Origin of the sequence: Nonomuraea sp. NPDC005983, from assembly GCF_040614375.1 — a bacterium.
Lineage (GTDB): Bacteria > Actinomycetota > Actinomycetes > Streptosporangiales > Streptosporangiaceae > Nonomuraea.
Window position 1 is genome coordinate 1 of sequence record NZ_JBEXUP010000040.1, and the last position, 19133, is coordinate 19133.

General features: G+C 71.1%; 19 protein-coding genes and 1 riboswitch. Of the genes, 9 read left to right on the top strand and 10 right to left on the bottom strand.

Going from position 1 to position 19133, the window contains the following annotated elements:
* Positions 1–66 precede the first annotated feature (66 nt).
* The 4 genes from glyA to ABZ297_RS19245 form a co-directional block, all read right to left on the bottom strand.
* On the bottom strand, positions 67–1320 hold the full coding sequence (glyA, locus tag ABZ297_RS19230; protein WP_355347502.1) for a serine hydroxymethyltransferase: 1254 nt from the start codon (positions 1318–1320) through the stop codon (positions 67–69).
* Between the two features lie 25 nt (positions 1321–1345).
* A riboswitch (ZMP/ZTP riboswitch) is annotated at positions 1346–1428 on the bottom strand.
* 24 nt (positions 1429–1452) lie between these two features.
* Positions 1453–2406 (bottom strand): YihY/virulence factor BrkB family protein, encoded by a 954-nt coding sequence (locus ABZ297_RS19235; protein ID WP_355347505.1) that lies wholly within the window; start codon positions 2404–2406, stop codon positions 1453–1455.
* Between the two features lie 60 nt (positions 2407–2466).
* Entirely contained in the window at positions 2467–2841 is a 375-nt protein-coding gene (locus ABZ297_RS19240; protein ID WP_350809328.1) for a YccF domain-containing protein, read from the bottom strand.
* Positions 2842–2873: 32 nt separating this feature from the next.
* Positions 2874–3659 carry a TIGR03084 family metal-binding protein gene (locus ABZ297_RS19245; protein ID WP_355347655.1) on the bottom strand — a complete coding sequence of 262 codons (786 nt, stop codon included), beginning with the start codon at positions 3657–3659 and terminating at the stop codon, positions 2874–2876.
* Positions 3660–3695: 36 nt separating this feature from the next.
* On the opposite strand from ABZ297_RS19245, the gene ABZ297_RS19250 reads away from it, so the two are divergent.
* From ABZ297_RS19250 to ABZ297_RS19270, 5 genes are all read left to right on the top strand, one after another.
* On the top strand, positions 3696–3830 hold the full coding sequence (locus tag ABZ297_RS19250) for a hypothetical protein (RefSeq protein ID WP_355347508.1): 135 nt from the start codon (positions 3696–3698) through the stop codon (positions 3828–3830).
* Positions 3831–3890: 60 nt separating this feature from the next.
* A complete protein-coding gene (locus ABZ297_RS19255) occupies positions 3891–3974 on the top strand; it encodes a putative leader peptide (RefSeq protein ID WP_311132608.1) in 84 nt (27 codons plus the stop codon).
* Between the two features lie 107 nt (positions 3975–4081).
* A complete protein-coding gene (locus ABZ297_RS19260; protein ID WP_355347511.1) occupies positions 4082–5755 on the top strand; it encodes a nitrite/sulfite reductase in 1674 nt (557 codons plus the stop codon).
* 163 nt (positions 5756–5918) lie between these two features.
* Entirely contained in the window at positions 5919–6647 is a 729-nt protein-coding gene (locus tag ABZ297_RS19265; protein ID WP_355347514.1) for a phosphoadenylyl-sulfate reductase, read from the top strand.
* A 134-nt stretch (positions 6648–6781) separates the two neighbouring features.
* Positions 6782–7552, top strand: coding sequence for a CbiX/SirB N-terminal domain-containing protein (locus ABZ297_RS19270; protein ID WP_355347658.1), 771 nt, complete (start codon positions 6782–6784; stop codon positions 7550–7552).
* A 111-nt stretch (positions 7553–7663) separates the two neighbouring features.
* Here the strand turns inward: ABZ297_RS19270 and ABZ297_RS19275 are convergent, their stop codons facing one another.
* Both ABZ297_RS19275 and ABZ297_RS19280 read right to left on the bottom strand, forming a co-directional pair.
* Positions 7664–8359, bottom strand: coding sequence for a hypothetical protein (locus ABZ297_RS19275; RefSeq protein ID WP_355347517.1), 696 nt, complete (start codon positions 8357–8359; stop codon positions 7664–7666).
* A gap of 2 nt (positions 8360–8361) precedes the next feature.
* A complete protein-coding gene (locus ABZ297_RS19280) occupies positions 8362–8859 on the bottom strand; it encodes a SigE family RNA polymerase sigma factor (protein WP_355347520.1) in 498 nt (165 codons plus the stop codon).
* Positions 8860–9043: 184 nt separating this feature from the next.
* On the opposite strand from ABZ297_RS19280, the gene ABZ297_RS19285 reads away from it, so the two are divergent.
* Positions 9044–10480 (top strand): ATP-binding protein, encoded by a 1437-nt coding sequence (locus ABZ297_RS19285; protein ID WP_355347523.1) that lies wholly within the window; start codon positions 9044–9046, stop codon positions 10478–10480.
* Positions 10481–10493: 13 nt separating this feature from the next.
* On the opposite strand, the gene ABZ297_RS19290 is transcribed toward ABZ297_RS19285, so the two are convergent.
* Both ABZ297_RS19290 and ABZ297_RS19295 read right to left on the bottom strand, forming a co-directional pair.
* Positions 10494–12686, bottom strand: coding sequence for a helicase-associated domain-containing protein (locus ABZ297_RS19290; RefSeq protein ID WP_355347526.1), 2193 nt, complete (start codon positions 12684–12686; stop codon positions 10494–10496).
* A gap of 42 nt (positions 12687–12728) precedes the next feature.
* A complete protein-coding gene (locus tag ABZ297_RS19295; RefSeq protein ID WP_355347529.1) occupies positions 12729–13457 on the bottom strand; it encodes a DUF1707 domain-containing protein in 729 nt (242 codons plus the stop codon).
* A 138-nt stretch (positions 13458–13595) separates the two neighbouring features.
* Between ABZ297_RS19295 and ABZ297_RS19300 the strand changes: the two genes are divergently transcribed.
* Positions 13596–14936: an ankyrin repeat domain-containing protein gene (locus ABZ297_RS19300; protein ID WP_355347532.1), complete on the top strand. Its 1341-nt coding sequence runs from the start codon at positions 13596–13598 to the stop codon at positions 14934–14936.
* A 7-nt stretch (positions 14937–14943) separates the two neighbouring features.
* Here ABZ297_RS19300 and ABZ297_RS19305 read toward each other — a convergent pair whose 3' ends face one another.
* Positions 14944–15834, bottom strand: coding sequence for a maleylpyruvate isomerase family mycothiol-dependent enzyme (locus tag ABZ297_RS19305; protein ID WP_355347535.1), 891 nt, complete (start codon positions 15832–15834; stop codon positions 14944–14946).
* Positions 15834–16391 carry a sigma-70 family RNA polymerase sigma factor gene (locus ABZ297_RS19310; protein WP_350809342.1) on the bottom strand — a complete coding sequence of 186 codons (558 nt, stop codon included), beginning with the start codon at positions 16389–16391 and terminating at the stop codon, positions 15834–15836. The genes ABZ297_RS19305 and ABZ297_RS19310 overlap by 1 nt, the downstream gene beginning before the upstream one ends.
* Positions 16392–16540: 149 nt before the next feature.
* On the opposite strand from ABZ297_RS19310, the gene ABZ297_RS19315 reads away from it, so the two are divergent.
* On the top strand, positions 16541–16966 hold the full coding sequence (locus tag ABZ297_RS19315; protein ID WP_355347538.1) for an OsmC family protein: 426 nt from the start codon (positions 16541–16543) through the stop codon (positions 16964–16966).
* A gap of 33 nt (positions 16967–16999) precedes the next feature.
* The gene (gene glgX, locus ABZ297_RS19320) at positions 17000–19132 is read left to right on the top strand and encodes a glycogen debranching protein GlgX (RefSeq protein ID WP_355347541.1); all 2133 of its coding nucleotides are present in this window, start codon (positions 17000–17002) and stop codon (positions 19130–19132) included.
* The last annotated feature ends 1 nt before the right edge of the window (position 19133 follow it).

Sequence of the window (19133 nt, forward strand, 5' to 3'; positions counted from 1 at the left end):
CCCCGGACGTGCACGTCGTGCCGGTGGCGACCGTCCGCGACGGCCGCCTGCGCCCGGCAGCGGGCGCTACGACAGGCCCGGAGCCGGGAACTGCGAGGTCAGCTCGCTGACCTCATGGTGGACGCGGGAGATGACCGCCTCGGCGTCGCCCTTGGCCAGGGCGGTGACGACCTCGTCCATCCAGGCGCCGATCTGCCGCATCTCGGCCTCGCCCATGCCGCGGGAGGTGACCGACGGGGTGCCGATGCGGATGCCCGACGGGTCGAACGGCTTGCGGGTGTCGAACGGGACCGTGTTGTAGTTGGTCTCCAGGCCCGCCCGGTCGAGGGCCTGCGCGGCGGGCTTGCCGCCGATGCCCTTGGGCGTGAGGTCGAGCAGGATCAGGTGGTTGTCGGTGCCGCCCGACACCAGGTCGAAGCCGCGGCCGGCCAGCTCGTCGGCCAGCGCCTTGGCGTTGGCGACCACCTGGTGCGCGTACGCCTTGAAGTCGTCGGTGGACGCCTCGTGCAGGGCGACGGCGATGGCCGCGGTGGTGTGGTTGTGCGGGCCGCCCTGCAGGCCGGGGAAGACGGCCTTGTTCAGCGCGGCGGCGTGCTCGTCGGTGGTGGCCATGAGCATCGCGCCGCGCGGCCCGCGCAGCGTCTTGTGCGTGGTCGTGGAGATCACGTCGGCGTGGCCGACCGGCGACGGGTGCGCGCCGCCGGCGACGAGCCCGGCGATGTGCGCGATGTCGGCGGCCAGCACGGCGCCCACCTCGCGGGCGATCGACGCGAAGCCCTCGAAGTCGATCGTGCGCGGGATCGCGGTGCCGCCGCAGAAGATCAGCTTCGGCCGGTGCTCCAGAGCCACTGCGCGGACCTCGTCGAGGTCGATGCGCCCGGTGTCCTTGCGCACGCCGTAGCGGACCGGGTTGAACCACTTGCCGGTGGCCGAGACCGACCAGCCGTGCGTGAGGTGGCCGCCGAACGGCAGGCCCATGCCCATCACGGTGTCGCCGGGCTGCAGGAACGCCATGTAGATGGCGAGGTTGGCCGGCGAGCCGGAGTACGGCTGGACGTTGGCGTGGTTGACGCCGAACAGGGCCTTGGCGCGCTCGTTGGCGATGGTCTCGATCTGGTCGATGACCTGCTGACCCTCGTAGTAACGCTTGCCGGGGTAACCCTCGGAGTACTTGTTGGTCAACACGGTGCCGGTGGCCTCGAGCACGGCCTTCGACACGTAGTTCTCCGACGCGATCAACTTGACGGTGTCGGCCTGGCGGCGCTCCTCCGCCTTGATGAGCTCGGCGATCTGCGGGTCGACGCTAGCGAGAGAACTCATGACTCCCCTGTCATCGTTGACGTCCTGCGAAGACCCAGGCGCGCGGCCTTCGCCCTTTCCGCTCCCCGGTGGTCCATCCCACCCAATGCGCCAGTCGCGACCACCTAGACGATAGCGGATGAGTCAGGCGACTCACTCCCGCTTGAGCAGCGCGTTCTCCAACCGGCTCGCCCCCGGCCACAACCGGTCCACCTCCGCGTTCAGGATGGCCCCGATCAGCACCGCGAGCGCGGTGATGTAGAGCCAGAGCAGCAGCGCGATGGGCGCGGCCAGCGAGCCGTAGACCGACACGGGCGAGAACCAGGCGGCCAGCACCGCCCTGAGCACGGCGGCGCAGGCGATCCAGAGGATCAGCGCCAGGATCGCGCCGGGCAGTTCGCGGTACCACTTCGTCCGCACCGGCACGCTCACGTGGTACAGCACGGTCAGGAACAGCACCGAGCCGACGACGACGACCGGCCAGTAGAGGACGTCGATGAGGACGCCGTACTGGGCAGGCAGCGCGTCCTTGAGCAGGGTGGGGCCGATGACCAGCACGGGCATCACGATGACGCCGATCACCAGGCCCACCACGTACAGGCCGAACGACATCAGCCTGGTCCTGATGACGCCGCGCTCCTCCCCCAGCCCGTAGGCCACGGAGATGAGGTCCACGTAGACGTACAGGGCCCGCGAGCCGGACCACAGCGACAGCAGGAAGCCCAGCGAGATGATGGAGACCTTGCTCGCGTCGTCGCTGAGCACGTCGGTGATGAGCGGGCTCACCACCTTCTTGACGGCCTCCTGGGTGAACAGCACCCCCGACTGCTCGATCACCCACGCCTTGACCTCGTTGACCACGGTGGGCCCGAGCCAGGTGCCGAGTTTGGCGAGCACACCGATCAGCCCGAGCACGAACGGCGGCAGCGACAGCAGCGCGAAGAACGCCGCCTCTCCGGCCAGCCCGGTGACCCGGTACTCGACACCGGCGTTCGTGGCGCCCCGGACGATCTCCCACGCCTTGGTGTCGAGCACCCGGTTCAGCCTGGCCCGGGCGTTCGCGGCCAACCGCCGCTTCTGCCGATCGGACGCATCGGTGGACGTCATGGCACCCAACGGTATTTTCGCAGTGACTCTTCGGGACAGCTTACGTCCGTATTCCCTGCCCTAGTCGACGTCGACGATGCGCGCACCCAGCGGGAGCAGCGAGACCGGGACGAGCTTGAGGTTCGCGATCCCCATCGGGATGCCGATGATGGAGATGAACAGCGGGATGGACGTGAGCACGTGCCCGATCGCGAGCCAGATCCCGGCGACCACACACCAGATGATGTTGCCGATCAGCGAGAACACCCCGGAGTCGGGGTCTCGGACGACGGTCCTGCCGAACGGCCACAGCGCGTACGCGGCGATCCTGAAGGACGCGATGCCGAACGGAATCGTGATGATCAGGATGCAGCAGATGACACCCGCCACCGCGTAACCGAGCGCCAACCAGATCCCGGCGAAGACCAGCCAGATGACGTTCAGAATTGTCCTCATATTTACAGCATGTCACCGTTGAGGACTGAGCGTCATCCGGCATGCCCCTGAACTCTCCCTGACGCCGCCCCTGACCCGGGGGCCCGCCCGCTGCCCGGCGGCCCGGCGAAGGCCTGCGCGATCGTCAGCCAGGCCCGCGCCGTCGCGCCGACGCTCTCCAGCGCGGTGTCGTCCAGGTGCCTGCGCTGGGTGACGACCAGGCAGAAGTCGAGCATCGGCCCGCGTACCACATTGCCGGCGTCGCGGGGCCCGGCCGTCCAGAGCTCGCCGCCGGGCGTCACCAGTTCCGCCCGCACCGGCTCGGCCGGAACGGGCAGCCCGTTCACGAGGAAGCTGTAGCCCATGGCCCGGAACCCGATCATGGCCACGTGCCGCAGCCGGGCGGTCGGCTCCCGCACGACGCCGAGCCCGTCGGCGACGTCCTGCCCGTGCGCCCACGTCTCCATCAGGCGGGCGGTGACGAACGACGCGCCCGACATGTCGGGGCCGTACCAGGGCACCCGGTCGCGGGCGCCCAGCGTGGAGAACGCCTCCAGGCTGCGGACCCGCGCCGTGCCGAACCACGCGTACAGCTCGTCCGGCGGCATCCCGCGCGCCTCGGCGACGAGGTCGTCCACGGAGGTCATCCCGGGCGGCCCGCCCGGCCGGGTCACCACAGCGGTGGCGGCGTCGTCGAACCAGGCGAGATGGCTGACCTGATCGCGCACGGCCCACCCTTCGGCGGGCGTGGCCAGCTCCCACTCCTCGGGCCGCAACGGCCGCAGCAGCCCGTCGAGCGACGCCGTCTCAGCCCGCAGGTCGGCGAGCAGCTCGGCCATCAGGTCCACCGGCGCCTCCCGGCAAAACGCGAAATAATGACCAGTGTGATCTGCGAGAGCTGCAAGGACAAGCGGCACGAGGACTGCCGCGGCGGGTCCTGGTGCGACTGCCAGCACCAGGACCCGGAGCGGCCGCACGAGCCGGACGTCGACTGGCTGCGCCAGGGCTGAGAACGTCCAGACTCTGGACCTGGTCTTGGACATTCAGGACGGTCCGAGTATCTTCGATACATGCCAGCGGACCCCATGCTCGTCGGTCGACGCCACGTCGACCTTCAGCGTGTCCGCAGTGCCATCTGTTGCGACGCTCGCTAACCCCGTCTGCTTTCCACAGCTGAGCGCGTCGCACTCCTCTTTCACCCCTGCCCTCGACGATGAGGCGGGAGGACTCTTGCGCGCGCCCATGAACCGAAGGACGCGCAATGAGCACCCCTGCCAGCCGGCATCACAAGCGCCCGCGGGGCGAAGGACAGTGGGCTCTCGGTTACCGGGAGCCGCTCAACAAGAACGAGGAGAACAAGAAGAACGACGACGGGCTGAACGTCCGCCAGCGGATCATCGACATCTACGCCAAGAACGGCTTCGACTCCATCGACCCCGCCGACCTGCGCGGACGGATGCGCTGGTACGGCCTGTACACGCAGCGCAAGCCCGGCATCGACGGCGGCAAGACCGCGATCCTGGAGCCGGAGGAGCTCGACGACCGCTACTTCATGCTCCGCGTCAGGATCGACGGCGGCCAGCTCGACCTGCGGCAGCTGCGCGTGATCGCCGATCTGGCCAACGAGTACGGCCGGGGCACCGCCGACCTGACCGACCGCCAGAACGTGCAGCTGCACTGGGTGGAGATCGAGTCCGTGCCCGACATCTGGGAGCGGCTGGAGGCCGTGGGCCTGTCGACCACCGAGGCGTGCGGCGACACCCCTCGGGTGATCCTGGGCTGCCCGCTGGCCGGCATCGACGCCGAAGAGGTGCTGGACCCGTCCGAGCAGATCCGCGAGATCCACGAGCGGTTCATCGGCGACCCGGCCTACTCGAACCTGCCCCGCAAGTTCAAGTCCGCGCTCAGCGGCTGCCCGTCGCACTGCACCGTGCACGAGATCAACGACGTGGCGTTCGTCGGCGTCGTCAACGAGCAGGGCGAGAAGGGGTTCGACCTGTGGGTGGGCGGCGGGCTGTCCACCAACCCGATGCTGGGCAAGCGCATCGGCGTGTTCGTCCGTCCCGAGCAGGTCGCCGACGTCTACGGCGGCGTGATCGGGATCTTCCGTGACTACGGGTACCGGCGGCTGCGACACCGGGCGCGGATCAAGTTCCTGGTCAACGACTGGGGTGCGGAGAAGTTCCGCGACGTGCTGGAGACGGAGTATCTCAAGGAGCCGCTGCCCGACGGCCCCGCGCCCGAGCAGCCGCGCGGCAGCCGCCGCGACCACGTCGGCGTTCACCGGCAGCGGAACGGCGACTTCTACGTGGGCTTCGCGCCGAAGGTCGGCCGCCTCGACGGCGACAAGCTGCACCTGATCGCCGACATCGCCGAACGGCACGGCTCCGGCAGGGTCCGCACGACCGTCGAGCAGAAGATGGTCATCCTGGACGTCGCGCCCGACCGGGTCGACTCGCTCGTGGCCGAGCTGGAGGCCAACGACCTGCAGGTCAACCCGTCCACGTTCCGCCGGCAGACCATGGCCTGCACCGGCATCGAGTTCTGCAAGCTGGCCATCGTCGAGACCAAGGCCACCGCCTCGCACCTGATCGACGAGCTGGAGCGGCGGCTGCCCGGCTTCGACGAGCCGCTCACCATCAACGTCAACGGCTGCCCGAACTCCTGCGCGCGCATCCAGGTCGCCGACATCGGGCTCAAGGGCCAGCTCGTCGTCGACGAGAACGGCGACCAGGTCGAGGGCTTCCAGGTCCACCTGGGTGGCTCGCTCGGCGTGAACGCCGGGTTCGGGCGCAAGGTGCGCGGCCTGAAGACCACCGCCGCGGCGCTGCCCGACTACGTGGAGCGGGTCGTGACCAACTACAGCGCCCAGAAGAAGGACGGCGAGTCCTTCTCCGACTGGGTGCAGCGCGCCGACGACGCGGACCTGTCATGAGCAGCCGCGCGGTCCCTTTCCACTGCCCCTACTGCGGCGACGAGGACCTCGAGCCCTACGAGGGCGAGCTGAACGCCGCCGGATCCGCTGTGGGTGGCGGCTGGTTCTGCCGGTCCTGCTCGCGCGCCTTCAAGCTGAAGTTTCTCGGAATCGGAGTGAACATATGAGCCTCGTGGACATCGAGGTCGGACTGAGGCAGCAACGCGGCACGCTCGACCTGCAGGGCATCGTCGAGTCCGCCGCGATCTTCCTGGAGGACGCCCCGGCCCGCGAGATCATCCGGTGGGCGGCGGCGACCTTCGGCGACCGGCTCTGCCTGACCTCGTCCATGAGCGACGCGCTGCTCATCGACCTGGTCAGCAGGGTCAAGCCCGGCGTGGACGTGCTGTTCATCGACACCGGCTACCACTTCGCCGAGACCATCGGCACGCGCGACGCCGTCAGGCAGGTGTACGACGTCAACGTGATCGACGTGAAGCCGTCGCGGACGGTCGAGGAGCAGGACCGCGACCTCGGGCCGCGCCTGTTCGGCCGCAACCCCGACCTGTGCTGCTACCTGCGCAAGGTGGAGCCGCTGAACCGGGCGCTCGAGCCGTACCTGGCGTGGATCTCGGGCATCCGCCGCGACGAGTCCGCCTCCCGCGCCGGCATCAAGGTCGTCGAGTGGGACGCCAAGCGGCAGATGGTCAAGGTCAACCCGATCGCCTCCTGGACCCAGGACGACGTCGACAACTACATGGCCGACAACGGGGTGCTGATCAACCCGTTGCACTACGACAACTACCCCTCGATCGGCTGCGCGCCGTGCACGCGCCAGGTCGCCGAGGGCGAGGACCCGCGGAGCGGTCGCTGGGCGGGGCTGGGGAAGATCGAGTGCGGCATTCACCTGTGATCCCCAGCCGGCCCGTCCCGTTGGCAGACGGGACAGGCCACCTGACGGCAGGCGGGACGGACGCGACCGTCCCGCCTGCCGGCGGAGCGCGGCCGGGCGTCCCGCGCTCGTCGGCCGCGGCGGCGAGGGCCGTGATGCCGCTGGTGGCGGTGGCGCACGGGTCGCGCGATCCGCGGGCCGCCGCGACGGTGGAGGCGCTGCTGCACGAGGTGCGGCGGGCGCGCCCCGCTCTGCCGGTGCGGGTCGCCTACCTCGACCACGCCACGCCCACGCTGGCTCAGGCGCTGCACGGGCTCACGGAGGCGGTGGTGCTGCCGCTGCTGCTGACGGAGGCGTACCACAGCCGGGTGGACCTGCCGGCGGCGCTCAACGAGGCCAGGGCGCGCGACCCGCGCCTGCGCGTCCGCTACGGGACGACGCTCGGCCCGCACCCCCTGCTCCTCGCGGCGCTGGACCGGCGGCTGGCGGAGGCGGGCGTCGAGCCCGGCGACCCGGACACGGCGGTCGTGCTGGTCTCGGCCGGCTCGAGCGACGCCCGCGCGAACGCGGTGATCGCGGACCTGGCCCGGACGTGGGCCAGAGGCTCGGGGACGTCCGCCCAGCCCGAGGCGCGCGGGACCGGAGCGCGGCGTTGGTGGGCGGTGAGCGCGGCGTACGCGTCGGCCGCCGGCCCGACGCCGGAGGAGGCGGTCGCGCTGCTCCGGCAGGCGGGCGCGCCCCGCGTGGTGGTCGCGCCGTACCTGCTGGCTCCCGGCCACTTCGCCGACAAGGTCCGCCGGGACACCCTGCGAGCGGGCGCGGACGTGGTCGCCGACGTCCTCGGCCCCGCCCCCGAACTCACCCAGGTCCTGCTGCAGCGCTACACGGCGGCCGCCCGCACCACCGCGGACACCGTAGCCTCCTGACGCCGCCTCCTGACTGGGCACGGCACGGCACGGCACGGTCGCGTCGTCCGGCGCGCCGTTCACCCAGCGGGTCGTCGCGGTGATCAGGGTGAGGGACGGGCAGGTGGTCTCCTACCGCGACCACATCAACCCGCTGGTCCTCATGGAGGCGCTGGCCGGGCAGACCCAGCGGACGACCTGACCCGAGCCGGGGTCCAGCGTGACCAGCCCCCCTCGGCACCGCCGCCCCGACTCCGGTGCGACCTGGAGTGTCCACTCCGCCGGGAACGGGCTGCTCCATGCCAGCGCCTCGTCCGCCCATTCCCCGGCCCGCTCGTCGGCCCCGGCCGCCGAGGCCGGGATCACCACGGCTCTGACCTCGTTCGGCCCCGGGCGCACGGCATCGGACCCGGTCAGCAGCCCCGGAGGCACCCGCCCGGCCTCGCAGCGCCCGTGCAGCGCCAGCTCGCCGTTCAGCCAGACCAGCGCGTAGAGGTCCGAGCGGCAGCCGACCGACAGGCTCGCCTCCCGCCCGGCGGCGGTGAACGTGAACGTCTCGGCCCGGCCGCCCTGCCGGTAGACCTTCGTGACCAGCGGTTCCGCGGCTTGGGGCGGGGTGAGGGCGGCGCGCGTGACGTCCCCCTGCTGCGGGAGGACTCCGGCCGTGACCGCCAGGGCCGCGGCGGCGATCGCGCCGAGCACCGCGGTGCGGCGGCGGCGGATGCCGCGGACCCTGCGGTCCACGTCCGCCACGGTCACCCCCTTGGGGGGAGCGTCGCCGCTGTCGCGGTCGAGCATCTCGCGCAGGTCCTGCTCCGTGATGGCCATCGTCAGCTCCCCGTCTGGATCGCGGCCCTGGCCGCGGGGTCGAGCCGCAGTTTGGCCAGCGCCCGGCTGGCCTGACTGCGCACGGTCGCCACCGAGCAGCCGAGGATGTCCGCGATCGCCGCGTCGGGCAGGTCCTCGAAGTAGCGCAGCACGACCACGGCCCGCTGCCTCGCGGGCAGCGCCGCCAGGGCGGCCCTGAGCGCCTCGCGGCTGCCCAGCTCGTCCGTCCGGTCCGCCTGCGCGACGTTGGGCAGCTCGCGGGTGGGCACCTCGCCGCGCCAGCGCCGCCGCCACCAGGAGGCGTGCGTGTTGGCGAGGATCCGGTAGACGTACGGGTCGGGGTCGGCGCCGACGCGCCGCCACGCCAGCCAGGCCCTGGCCAGCGCGGTCTGCGTCAGATCCTCGGCCGTAGCCCAGTCGCGGCAGAGCAGGTACGCCGTCCTGAGCAGGCGCGACGAGCGTTGCTCGACGTAGCGCTCGAAGTCGGCTCGATCCCGCATCGGGGGTCCTCACTGTTCGGTGGTGTTCACCGACCACTACGCGCGAGGGCCGCCCGAACGTTGCATCGTCCAGAGGACGATATTCTCCCCCTTCTCGGACGTCCGCGGCTCGCCAAATCATCACGGCCGGGAAATGTAACCAGAGCATCGGTAAATGTAACCGAAGAGCGGTTACATTTACTTCGTGAGCGTTGACGTGAGCGATCTGGTCGCGAGGCTACGGGCTACCGGTGGAGACTACGCGGAGGTAGAGGTGAAGTCGGCCGCAGGTGGGTTGCCGCAGTCGCTGACCGCCACACTCAGCGCGCTGGCCAACCATCCGGGCGGCGGAACGATCATCCTGGGGCTGGACGAGGCCACAGGATTCCGGCCCGTTCCCCTACTCGATACTCAGGTGCTCAAGCAGGGGCTTGCGGTCAAGAGCCGCTCGTTCACCCCGCCCGTCCGGCTCACCATCATCGACGGCATCGTGGACGGAGCGCCCGTCGTGGTAGCCAAAGTGCACGAATGTGATCCCTCGGCCAAGCCCTGCCGGGTCACCGCGTCTGGCAAGGCCTACCTACGCGGATACGACGGCGACTTCCAGCTGTCGGCGCTGGAGGAACAGGCATTCCTGGCCGCCCGCCACCCACCTGCCTTCGACCGCGTACCGGTGATCGGCGCCTCCCATGAAGACCTCGACGAGGAACTCGTCGCCGGGTTCCTCGGCTCCGTCCGCGAACGGGATCCGCACGGACTTGGCCGCTTCACCGACGATGACGAACTGCTGCGCCGTGCGGGTGTGACTCTGGTGGATGGCACGCCCACCGTTGCGGGCCTTCTAGCCCTCGGTGTTCATCCACAGCAGTGGTTCCCGCGGTTCGTCATCCAGGCCTCGGCCGAACCCTTGCCGACTGATCCCATAGGCTCTCGCGCCCGGAACCAAGCAACGATCACCGGTTCGATACCCCGGATGCTTGACGAGGCTCTCGCTTGGGCCCGCCGCAACTTCGACGCCACCATCGTGTCCGACCCCGATGGCAGCGTCCATGACGTCCCCGCCTACCCCTACATCGCCTTCCGCGAGCTCATCGCCAACGCGCTCGTCCATCGTGACCTCGACCACTGGTCCATGGGGATGGCTGTGGAGGTGAGGCTCCGCCGAGACAGGCTGGTCGTCTCCAACCCTGGTGGGCTCTACGGAATCACGGTGGAACGACTCGGCCGCGACGCCGTCACTTCAGCACGAAATGCCAGACTCGTTGCCATCTGCCAGCATGTCCGCACGCCGGACACCCAAGCCCGGGTGATCGAAGCACTGGCCACTGGTATCCCCACCGTCACCGCCGCGTTGTCCCGCGCCGAGCTGCCCCCGGCTCACTACGTCGACGCCGGAATCCGCTTTACCGTGGTCCTGCATCGTGCCGGCATCGGCAGGCCGCGCGCCGACCTCAACGAAACCGAACTTCGGGTCTACGGCGCGCTGGCAGCGCGAGCCGCGTCCGTGGCCGAACTCGAGCACGACCTGGGCCTGTCGGCCCCTAACATCCGCAAAGCCCTGCGCGAGTTGCGCAGGCAGAGCCTCGTGGAGCAGCACGGCGGCAGAGGCCAGCCGACCAGTTACCGACGACGGCCGGAATGACTCATGGTAGTGATCAGAGGCGCCGAGCGTTCCGAGATGACGGCGCGCGCCTGACCGGGGGCTGGTCCACGACGGTGACGCCCGTCTCCGCCTCCAGGGCCGGTGCGTAGCCCGCAGCGCGCAGCGCGTCCATTGTCTCCCGCTCCGTGCTCGCGCTGATCAGCACGGTCGGAGCGATCTGCCGCAGGCCGAGCTTGCGCAGCGTCTTGGCGCGCACGAGTTCGGCCAGGAGCGTCTCGTCGTCGGAGCGGACACAACAACCGGATCTGACCACCCGCATCAGCCCGTGGGTCCGCTCGACGTCCTTGATCAGGTACTCCAGCGGCTGAGGGAGATGGCCCTGCGCCACGGCCCGCAACCGTCCGACCAGCTCTCCCGCCGTGTGACCGGCGTCGAGCGCGTGCCGCACCGAGGCGGGGCTGATCCGCCACACCACGGCGTGCCCTTCCGACTCCCGCATGCCCACGGTGTTCAGCAGGGCGGCCAGCGTCGCCTCCGGTGCGCCGCTCACCACGGCGGTCAGGTCAGCCTGGAAGCGCGCCGTGGCCTGCGGCGGCGGCAGCAGGCCGGTCAGGACGGGGCCAAGCGCCTCCGCCGGGCTACGCCACGCCTGGCCGGTGCGCAGCAGATCGAGCACGATGCCGCCGAGCGTGGTCAGCGCGCCCTGCCCGGTCACGCCGAGCAGTTCGGCCTCGCGCAGGGTGGCCTCGACCCGCTGGGCGGCGGCCTCACCCCCGGGCATCCGCATGGGACGGTGCCAGTTCGCGGCTGCCACCAGGTACTGCGGCGCGTCCGCGGCGCGATGTCCCGGGGCGGCGGCCAGCGCCTCCAGCAACGCGTAGCGCAGCCCGACGGCGTCAGGGTCGTCGGCCCCGGCCAGGGCGACCCGTGTCTGGTCCGGATCGGGCCACCACAGCGGGATGTCGCGACAGGTGGCCCAGGCCGCCAGGATCGGAACCAGCCGCTGGGCGGGGGCGTGGGACAGCCATCGGTCGTAGGTCGTGGTGGGCAGCACCACGTAGGAGGGAGCCGGAGCCTTGGTCCGGCGGCCGGCGGGCGTTTCGGCCGCTTCCGCCAGCGGACCGAGCAGGTCGGCCCGCATGCACAGGTCCAGCAGGAATCGGGTGGTCTCCTCCGGCAGTTCGACGGTCTTGGCCAGCCGTCTGGTGTCGCGGACCGCCACTCCTCCGGACTTGCGCACGGCGAGCGGCTGCCGCGCGCACTCGCTGAGCAGCCGCTCCAACTGCCAGGCCACCGCGCCCAGGGCCGCCTGGGCGGCGGGCTCGGCCCCTTCGATGGGCGGGAGGGCCGGGGGCGTGGGAGGCCGCGGATCGAATCTGGCGCGGACTTCGCCGCGGACCGCCACCGCGACCTCCATCGGTAGTTCGGCCACTCCGGGCAGGCCCGCCGGGAGCAGCAGCCCGCGGTTCGCCAGCCAGTCGGCGCCCGCATGCCCCGATCCGCCCTCGAAGAAGACGTACTTGCCGGTGCTGTTGTAACCGTTGAGGCCCGCAGGGTAGAAACAGCGGGCCTCCACCAGGGGCCCTTCATGGGCGAGCAGGTCCAGCACCTCCCGGGCCGAGGCGGGCGCCTCCTTCAGCAGCGCGCCCAACCGCGCGGGGTCGGTCAGGAAGGCCACGACGCTCCGCTCGGCGGCCTGCCTGCCCGGCGCCTTGTCCAGCCCCAGCGCGGCGGCCAGGCGGTGGACCTCCGGCGCGTTGAAGTAGCGGGCGATGAGCTGCCTGACTGGGCGGCCCAGCGCCATGCCTCCCGCCAGGTTCCGCTGGACGTAGGCGTGCGCCACCACCCGCTCGCCGTGTGGCGGCAGCAGCAGCGCTTGATCGGCCAGCCGTTCAAGAGTCGCCAGCGCGTCAGCCCGCAGGCCCGCGTCCTGGCCTGCCAGCAGGTCCACCACCTCGGCTCGGGAGACCGAGCGCTCCCACGGGTCGGGCGTCCGCCAGTGGTCGTCGGGGAAGGGACCGTGCCGCTGGGCGGCCAGCCAGGCGACCGCGCCCAGCGCCTGGATTTCCGGGAGCGTGCAGAACCCGGCCAGCCGGGCCGCCACCTGCTCCTGTCTGAGCAGGTGAGCGTAGTCCCGCAGTGACGGCTCACGGTCACGGACACGCAATGCGCCTCGATCCGCCAGTAGCGCGAGTTGCTCACCACTGCGCGTGGTGAGCCATTGCGACAGGGCGTCACTGTGCATGACCGAAAGGCTAGTGTCCCTGTCCCCCTCAGGGCTCACATGTCAGTAGCCGCGCCTCAGCTGGCGGCGCTCGTCGCGGAGCTGCTCGCGGGACTCTCGCCACCCTTCGCGGAGCTGCCTGCGCGTGTCGCGCCAGTCGTCGCCGTGGAGCTTGCGCCAGTGCTCACGCCAGGCCGCGAAGCCGCGCTGCAGCGGCTGGGCCTGCGAGTCGCCGATCACCTTGACGTCGCCCATCACGACGTACGCGCGCACCCGGATGACGGGCACGTTCATGCCGGGGGCGGCCTCCAGGACGTCCACCCGCTTGTCGCCCATGACGGCGACGCCGTCGAGGTCCACGTTGACACCGTCGGGCACGATGATCTTGACGTCGCCCATCACCGAGACGGCCGTGATGTCGACCACGTCCGTGCGGACTTCCGCCTCGCGCAGGTCGATCAGCACGTCGCCCATCACGGCGACCGCGCCGAGCTCCTGGTCGATCCGCCAGGTGCCGCGCCGCTTGGCGTCGCCCATGATGCCGACGAACCAGCGCCGCTTCCTGCCCTCGCCCGGCGCGGCGGGGAAGGCGGCGGGGGCGGGGGACGAGCCCGCCGGCAGGTCCTGGGTGAGCAGGGCCAGCTCGGCGTGGGTGGTGGCGGTGTAGGCGGCCTCGGTGCGGTCGGTCAGCTCGGCGAGCGTGAGCCTGCCCTCGACCGAGGCGACACGCAGTTGCTCGACGACGGCTTCGCGCTCTGCGTCGGAGGCCCGCAGCTCACCAGGGTCAGTCATAGTCGCAACATATCGCGTTCGGGGGTGTGACGGCTCCTCCCATGGGAGGAACAGTTGTACATCGAACATTGCACCCGGCACCGGACGCGCCCCCCAGCCTGGTCCGCGACGGGGCCGGACCAGGCTAGGGTCCGTGTCATGCATGAGGAACAGCTCTACCGGGCGGCGTTGAACGGCGAGTTGGACAAGGCAGCCGAGCTGCTCGCGGCGGGCGCCGACCCGAACCGTCCCAGCGAGGGCGAGGAAGAGGGCCTGGCGCTCTGCGCGGCCGCCGCGTGGGACCGGGTCGAGGTCGCCGAGGCGTTGCTCGCCGCCGGCGCGGACGTCAACGGCGGAGAGAGCGGCGGCTGGACCGCACTGCTCTGGGCCGCGGCCAACGGCCACGCCGACACGGCCCGGATTCTCATCGAGGCGGGCGCGGCCGTCGACGACGCCAACGACGACGGCGACACCCCGCTCTCGCTCGCGGCCAGGCGTGGCGCCCTCGGCGTCGTCCAGGAGCTGCTGCGGTCCGGGGCCGACCCCCAGAAGTACGACGGCGACGGCGACACGCCGCTCGACATCGCCAACGACTGGGTCGGCGTGCACCTGGAGAGCGCGCTGCTCGACCAGATCGCGCAGGACGACTGGGAGTACGTCGTCGGCCGCCAGTTCGCCAAGGACGGAACCGAGCTGGTCACCGTCGCCGGCCGCTCCGCCGACGGCTCGCAGAGCGAGCAGGTCCAGGCGCAGCGCGGCCACGCGGCCATCGCCACGCTCCTGGAGGACGCCGCGGGCACGCACACGCCCGTCGACCAGCTCGTGGCCCGCGCCGTGGCGCACCGCGACACCGACGAGGACGCCGAGACGTGGTGGATCGTCGCCGACACGCTGGTCAAGCGCGCCGACGACGAGACCTACGAGGCGCTGAGCGACCTGTGCCTCAGCGAGGACGCGAGGGAGCGCGAGTTCGGCGTCGACGCGATCGCCCAGTTCGGCTTCGCCGAGGACGCCAAGCCCTACCTGGAGCGCACTCTCCCGCTCTTGCAGAAGATGGCCACCACCGAGGGCAACCCGCAGGTGCTGCGCAGCGTGCTGTCGGCGCTCGGCCACCAGGGCGACCACCGCGCGCTGCCGCAGGTCCTCGACATCATCGGGCGTCCCGGCCACAAGCGGACCATGACCGACGCGATCGCGCTGGCCGACGTCCTGCCGCCGGACCACGAGGAGGGGCTGGCGCTGCTGATCGCCATGACGGAGGACGAGAGCGACGAGGTCCGCGACTGGGCGACCGCCGGGCTCGCCGGGCTCGACCTCGACACCCCCCTGGTCAGGGAGACGCTGGCGGCCCGGCTGGACGACGCCGACCTGCGCACGGTCGCCGAGGCGACGCGCGGCCTCGCGGCCAGGGGCGACGAGCGGGCTCGGCGGGGCGCCGAGCGCGTCCTGGCGGAGAGCGACGACGACTACGCCAGGGAGCTGGTGACGGCGGCCCCCTGACAGCCCGTCAGGGGCCTGACAGGGCGGGGGCGGCCGTGAGGACGTCCCTCGCCAGGTTCAGGTCGCCGTCGAGGTCGGCGGGGAAGGACGCCGGGTCGCCCCTGCCTCCCAGGAGGAAGCAGAAGTCCACCACGTCCGCGGTGATGTGGGCGGCGGCCGTGCCGGACGTGCCGTCCTCGACGCCGAGCGGGACGCGCCATTCGCCGCCGCCCGGGCCCGTCAGCGTGAGCAGGAGGGTCCGGCCGGAGGCGTCCAGGCCCGACAGGAGCATCGTCCACGGCAGCAACCGGGCGCAGAGGTCGGCCGTGAGATGGATGTGGGCGGGGATCGGCAGCGGCAGGCGGGCGCGGGCGACGGTGGCGGCGTCGTCGGTGTGGATCCACGTCTCCAGGGTCCTGGCCAGGATGTGGTCGCCGACCGGCGCGTCGAGGCCGTCCAGGTTCGCGGGTGTGCCGGCGGGCAGCTCCGCCAGGTGGCGGCAGAGCGCGTCGGCCTGGGCGCGCCAGTCGCGCCTGGTCTGCTCGGGGCTGCGGGCCCGCTCGTACGCCTGCACCTCGGCAGTGCGGCCGGGTGAGTCGGTGGACGTGAGGGCCGGGCCCAGGACGGGGGCGCCGACGGAGGCCGCGAGGAGGCCGTCCTTGGCCGCCAGGTGGGCGACCAGTTCCTGCAACGTCCAGCCTTCGACGATGACCCGCGTCCAGTCGTCGTCGACGGCCGACGCGAGCAGGGCGTCCATCGCCGCGACCCGCGCCGCGTAGGGCTCCGCCCAGGCGGCCGTCGGCGCGGCGGGTCTGCGCCTGGCCCTGGCTCCGGCCAGCAGCTGCGGGCGCAGTGACCGCTCGGGGACCGCCGGGTCCTCCATCAGCGCGTCCAGGTAGAGACGCTCGACGGGCTCCATCACACCTCTTCCTCGGCCAGCGCGTCGGCCAGGCGGCGCAGCGCCAGCCGGATCCGCGACTTGGCCGTGCCTTCCGGCACGCCCAGCTCCTCGCCGACCTGCCGGTACGTCCTGCCGCCGAAGTAGGCCAGCTCGACGGCCCGACGCAGCGCGTCCGGCAGCTCCGTCACAGCCTGGCGGACCCGGTCGGCCTCGTCGGCGGCGAGCACGACCTCCTCCAGCCTGGCGGGCTCCGGCTCGAAGAGCCGGGGGCCCAGGACGGAGACGCGCCGCCGCTCCTCCGCCCGGACGTGGTCGACCGCGCGCCGGTGCGCGATCGTGGCGAGCCAGGCCCGCAGCGTGCCCCGCTCGGGGTCGTAGGCGAGCGGCCGCTCCCAGAAGACCAGGAACACCTCCTGGGTGATGTCCTCGGCGATCACCCGGTCCCTGGTGACCCGTAAGGAGAGACCGAAGATCAGCGAGGAGAGCCGATCGTAGACCTCCCCGAGCGCGGACTCGTCGCCGCCGACCACCCGCTGGTGCAGCAGGCGGTCGTCGTACGGTGCCTCCACTGGCACCACACTCCCGTTGATCCGGACCAAGGCGGCAGGAGCGCCGCGACCCGAGCATGTCATTATTCGCCGGAAAAGTTGAGGCGGATGACCGACCCACGAGACTTTGCCGGGCGCGCGATAAGGTCGGAGGACCACTAGGTGAGGAGACTCGCATGGCCACCACTCGCACCGCCACCACGCAGTGGAAGGGCGCCCTGCTCGACGGCTCCGGCACGGTCTCGCTCGACACCTCGGGTGTCGGCACGTTCGAGGTCTCCTGGGCGTCGCGGGCCGAGCAGGCCAACGGCAAGACCTCGCCCGAGGAGCTCATCGCGGCGGCGCACTCGTCCTGCTTCTCGATGGCGCTCTCGCACGGCCTGGCCGGGGCAGGCACGCCGCCCGAGTCGCTGCAGACCAGTGCCGACGTGACCTTCCAGCCTGGCGAGGGCATCACGGGCATCGTGCTCACCGTGAAGGGCCACGTTCCCGGCATCACGGCCGAGCAGTTCCTGGAGGCCGCCGAGACCGCCAAGGCGAACTGCCCGGTCAGCAAGGCTCTGACGGGCACGACGATCACGCTCAACGCCGAACTGCTCTAGTGAGGCCGTCCTCGCGTGCGACAATCAAGTCACATGCGTGATGTCTGGCCGGGCGAGCCCTATCCACTCGGCGGCACCTGGGATGGCGTGGGCACCAGCTTCTCGGTGTTCTCCGAGGTCGCCGAGGGGGTCGAGCTGTGCCTTTTTCAGGACGACGGCTCCGAGGAGCGGGTCGATCTGCCCGAGGTCGACGGGTTCGTCTGGCATGGCTACCTGCCGGGCGTCATGCCCGGCCAGCGGTACGGCTACCGCGTCCACGGGCCGTACGACCCGCCGCGTGGGCTGCGCTGCAACCCGGCCAAGCTGCTGCTCGACCCGTACGCCAAGGCGATCGACGGGGAGCTGACCTGGAACGAGGCGCTCTTCCCGTACTACTTCACCGATCCGTCGCGGATGAACAAGGCCGACAGCGCCCGGTTCGTCCCTAAGAACGTGGTGGTCAACCCCTTCTTCGAGTGGGGGAACGACCGGCCGCCGCGCACGCCCTACCACCAGACGGTGATCTACGAGGCGCACGTGCGCGGGCTGACCATGCGCCACCCGAGCGTGCCCGAGGAGCTGCGCGGCACGTACGCGGGCGTCGGGCATCCGGCGGTCATCGACCACCTGCTGTCGCTCGGGGTGACGGCGGTCGAGCTGATGCCGGTCCACCACTACATGCCCGAGCACTTCCTGGTGGCGCGCGGCCTGACGAACTACTGGGGCTACAACACCATGGCCTACCTGGCCCCGCACGGCGCGTACTCCAGCGCCGGGTCGCGCGGCGAGCAGGTGCTGGAGTTCAAGGCGATGGTGCGGGCGCTGCACGAGGCGGGCATCGAGGTCATCCTGGACGTCGTCTACAACCACACCGCCGAGGGCGACCACATGGGCCCCACGCTGGGCTTCAGGGGCATCGACAACGCGGCCTACTACCGGCTGCACGACGGCGACCGTCGCTACTACCTCGATTACACCGGCTGCGGCAACTCGCTGAACGTCCGCTCACCGCACGCGCTCCAGCTGATCATGGACTCACTGCGGTACTGGGTGCTGGAGATGCACGTCGACGGCTTCCGCTTCGACCTGGCGTCGGCGCTGGCCAGGGAGTTGCACGACGTCGACCGGCTGAGCGCGTTCTTCGACCTGATCCAGCAGGACCCGGTGATCTCGCAGGTCAAGCTGATCGCCGAGCCGTGGGACGTCGGCCCCGGCGGCTACCAGGTCGGCAACTTCCCGCCGTTGTGGACGGAGTGGAACGGGAAGTACCGCGACATCGTGCGGGATTTCTGGCGGGGCACGCACTCCGCGCTTCCCGAGTTCGCCTCCCGCCTGACCGGGTCGGCCGACCTGTACGCCAGTTCGGGCCGCCGCCCGGTCGCCTCGATCAACTTCGTGACCTGCCACGACGGCTTCACGCTGACCGACCTGGTGTCGTACGACCGCAAGCACAACGAGGACAACGGCGAGGACAACCGCGACGGCACCGACGACAACCGGTCGTGGAACTGCGGCGCCGAGGGCCCGGTCGAGGACCCGGGCATCGTCAGGCTCCGCCACCGCCAGCGCCGCAACTTCCTGACGACGCTCTTCCTGTCGCAGGGCGTGCCGATGCTCTCGCACGGCGACGAGATGGGCCGCACGCAGCGGGGGAACAACAACGCCTACTGCCAGGACAACGAGATCGCCTGGATCGACTGGTCGATGCTCCACACGGAGCCGGACCTGCTGCAGTTCGTCCGGTCGCTGTCGCGGCTGCGCCGTGAGCACCCGGTCTTCCAGCGCCGCCGGTTCTTCCAGGGGCGACACCCGGAGGACGGCAAGCGCGACCTGGTCTGGCTCACGCCCGGGGGCAGGGAGATGACGGCGGGCGACTGGCACACCGGCTACGCCAAGTCGCTGATCGTCTACCTCAACGGCGAGGCGATCACCGAACCGGGCCCGCGCGGCGAGCGCATCGCCGACGACTCGTTCCTTCTGCTGATCAACGCCCACCACGAGGACATGACGTTCACCCTGCCGGGCGAGGAGTTCGGCGCGTCCTGGCTGCCGGTCCTCGACACCAACGACGACTCCTTCGCAGACGACCGCCTCCCCGACGAGAAGCGGCCCGCCGGTGCGCTGGTGGCGGTCACGTCACGGTCCATCCAGGTCCTGCGGCAGCCGCGCCAGGCGGTCGTCCCCTAGG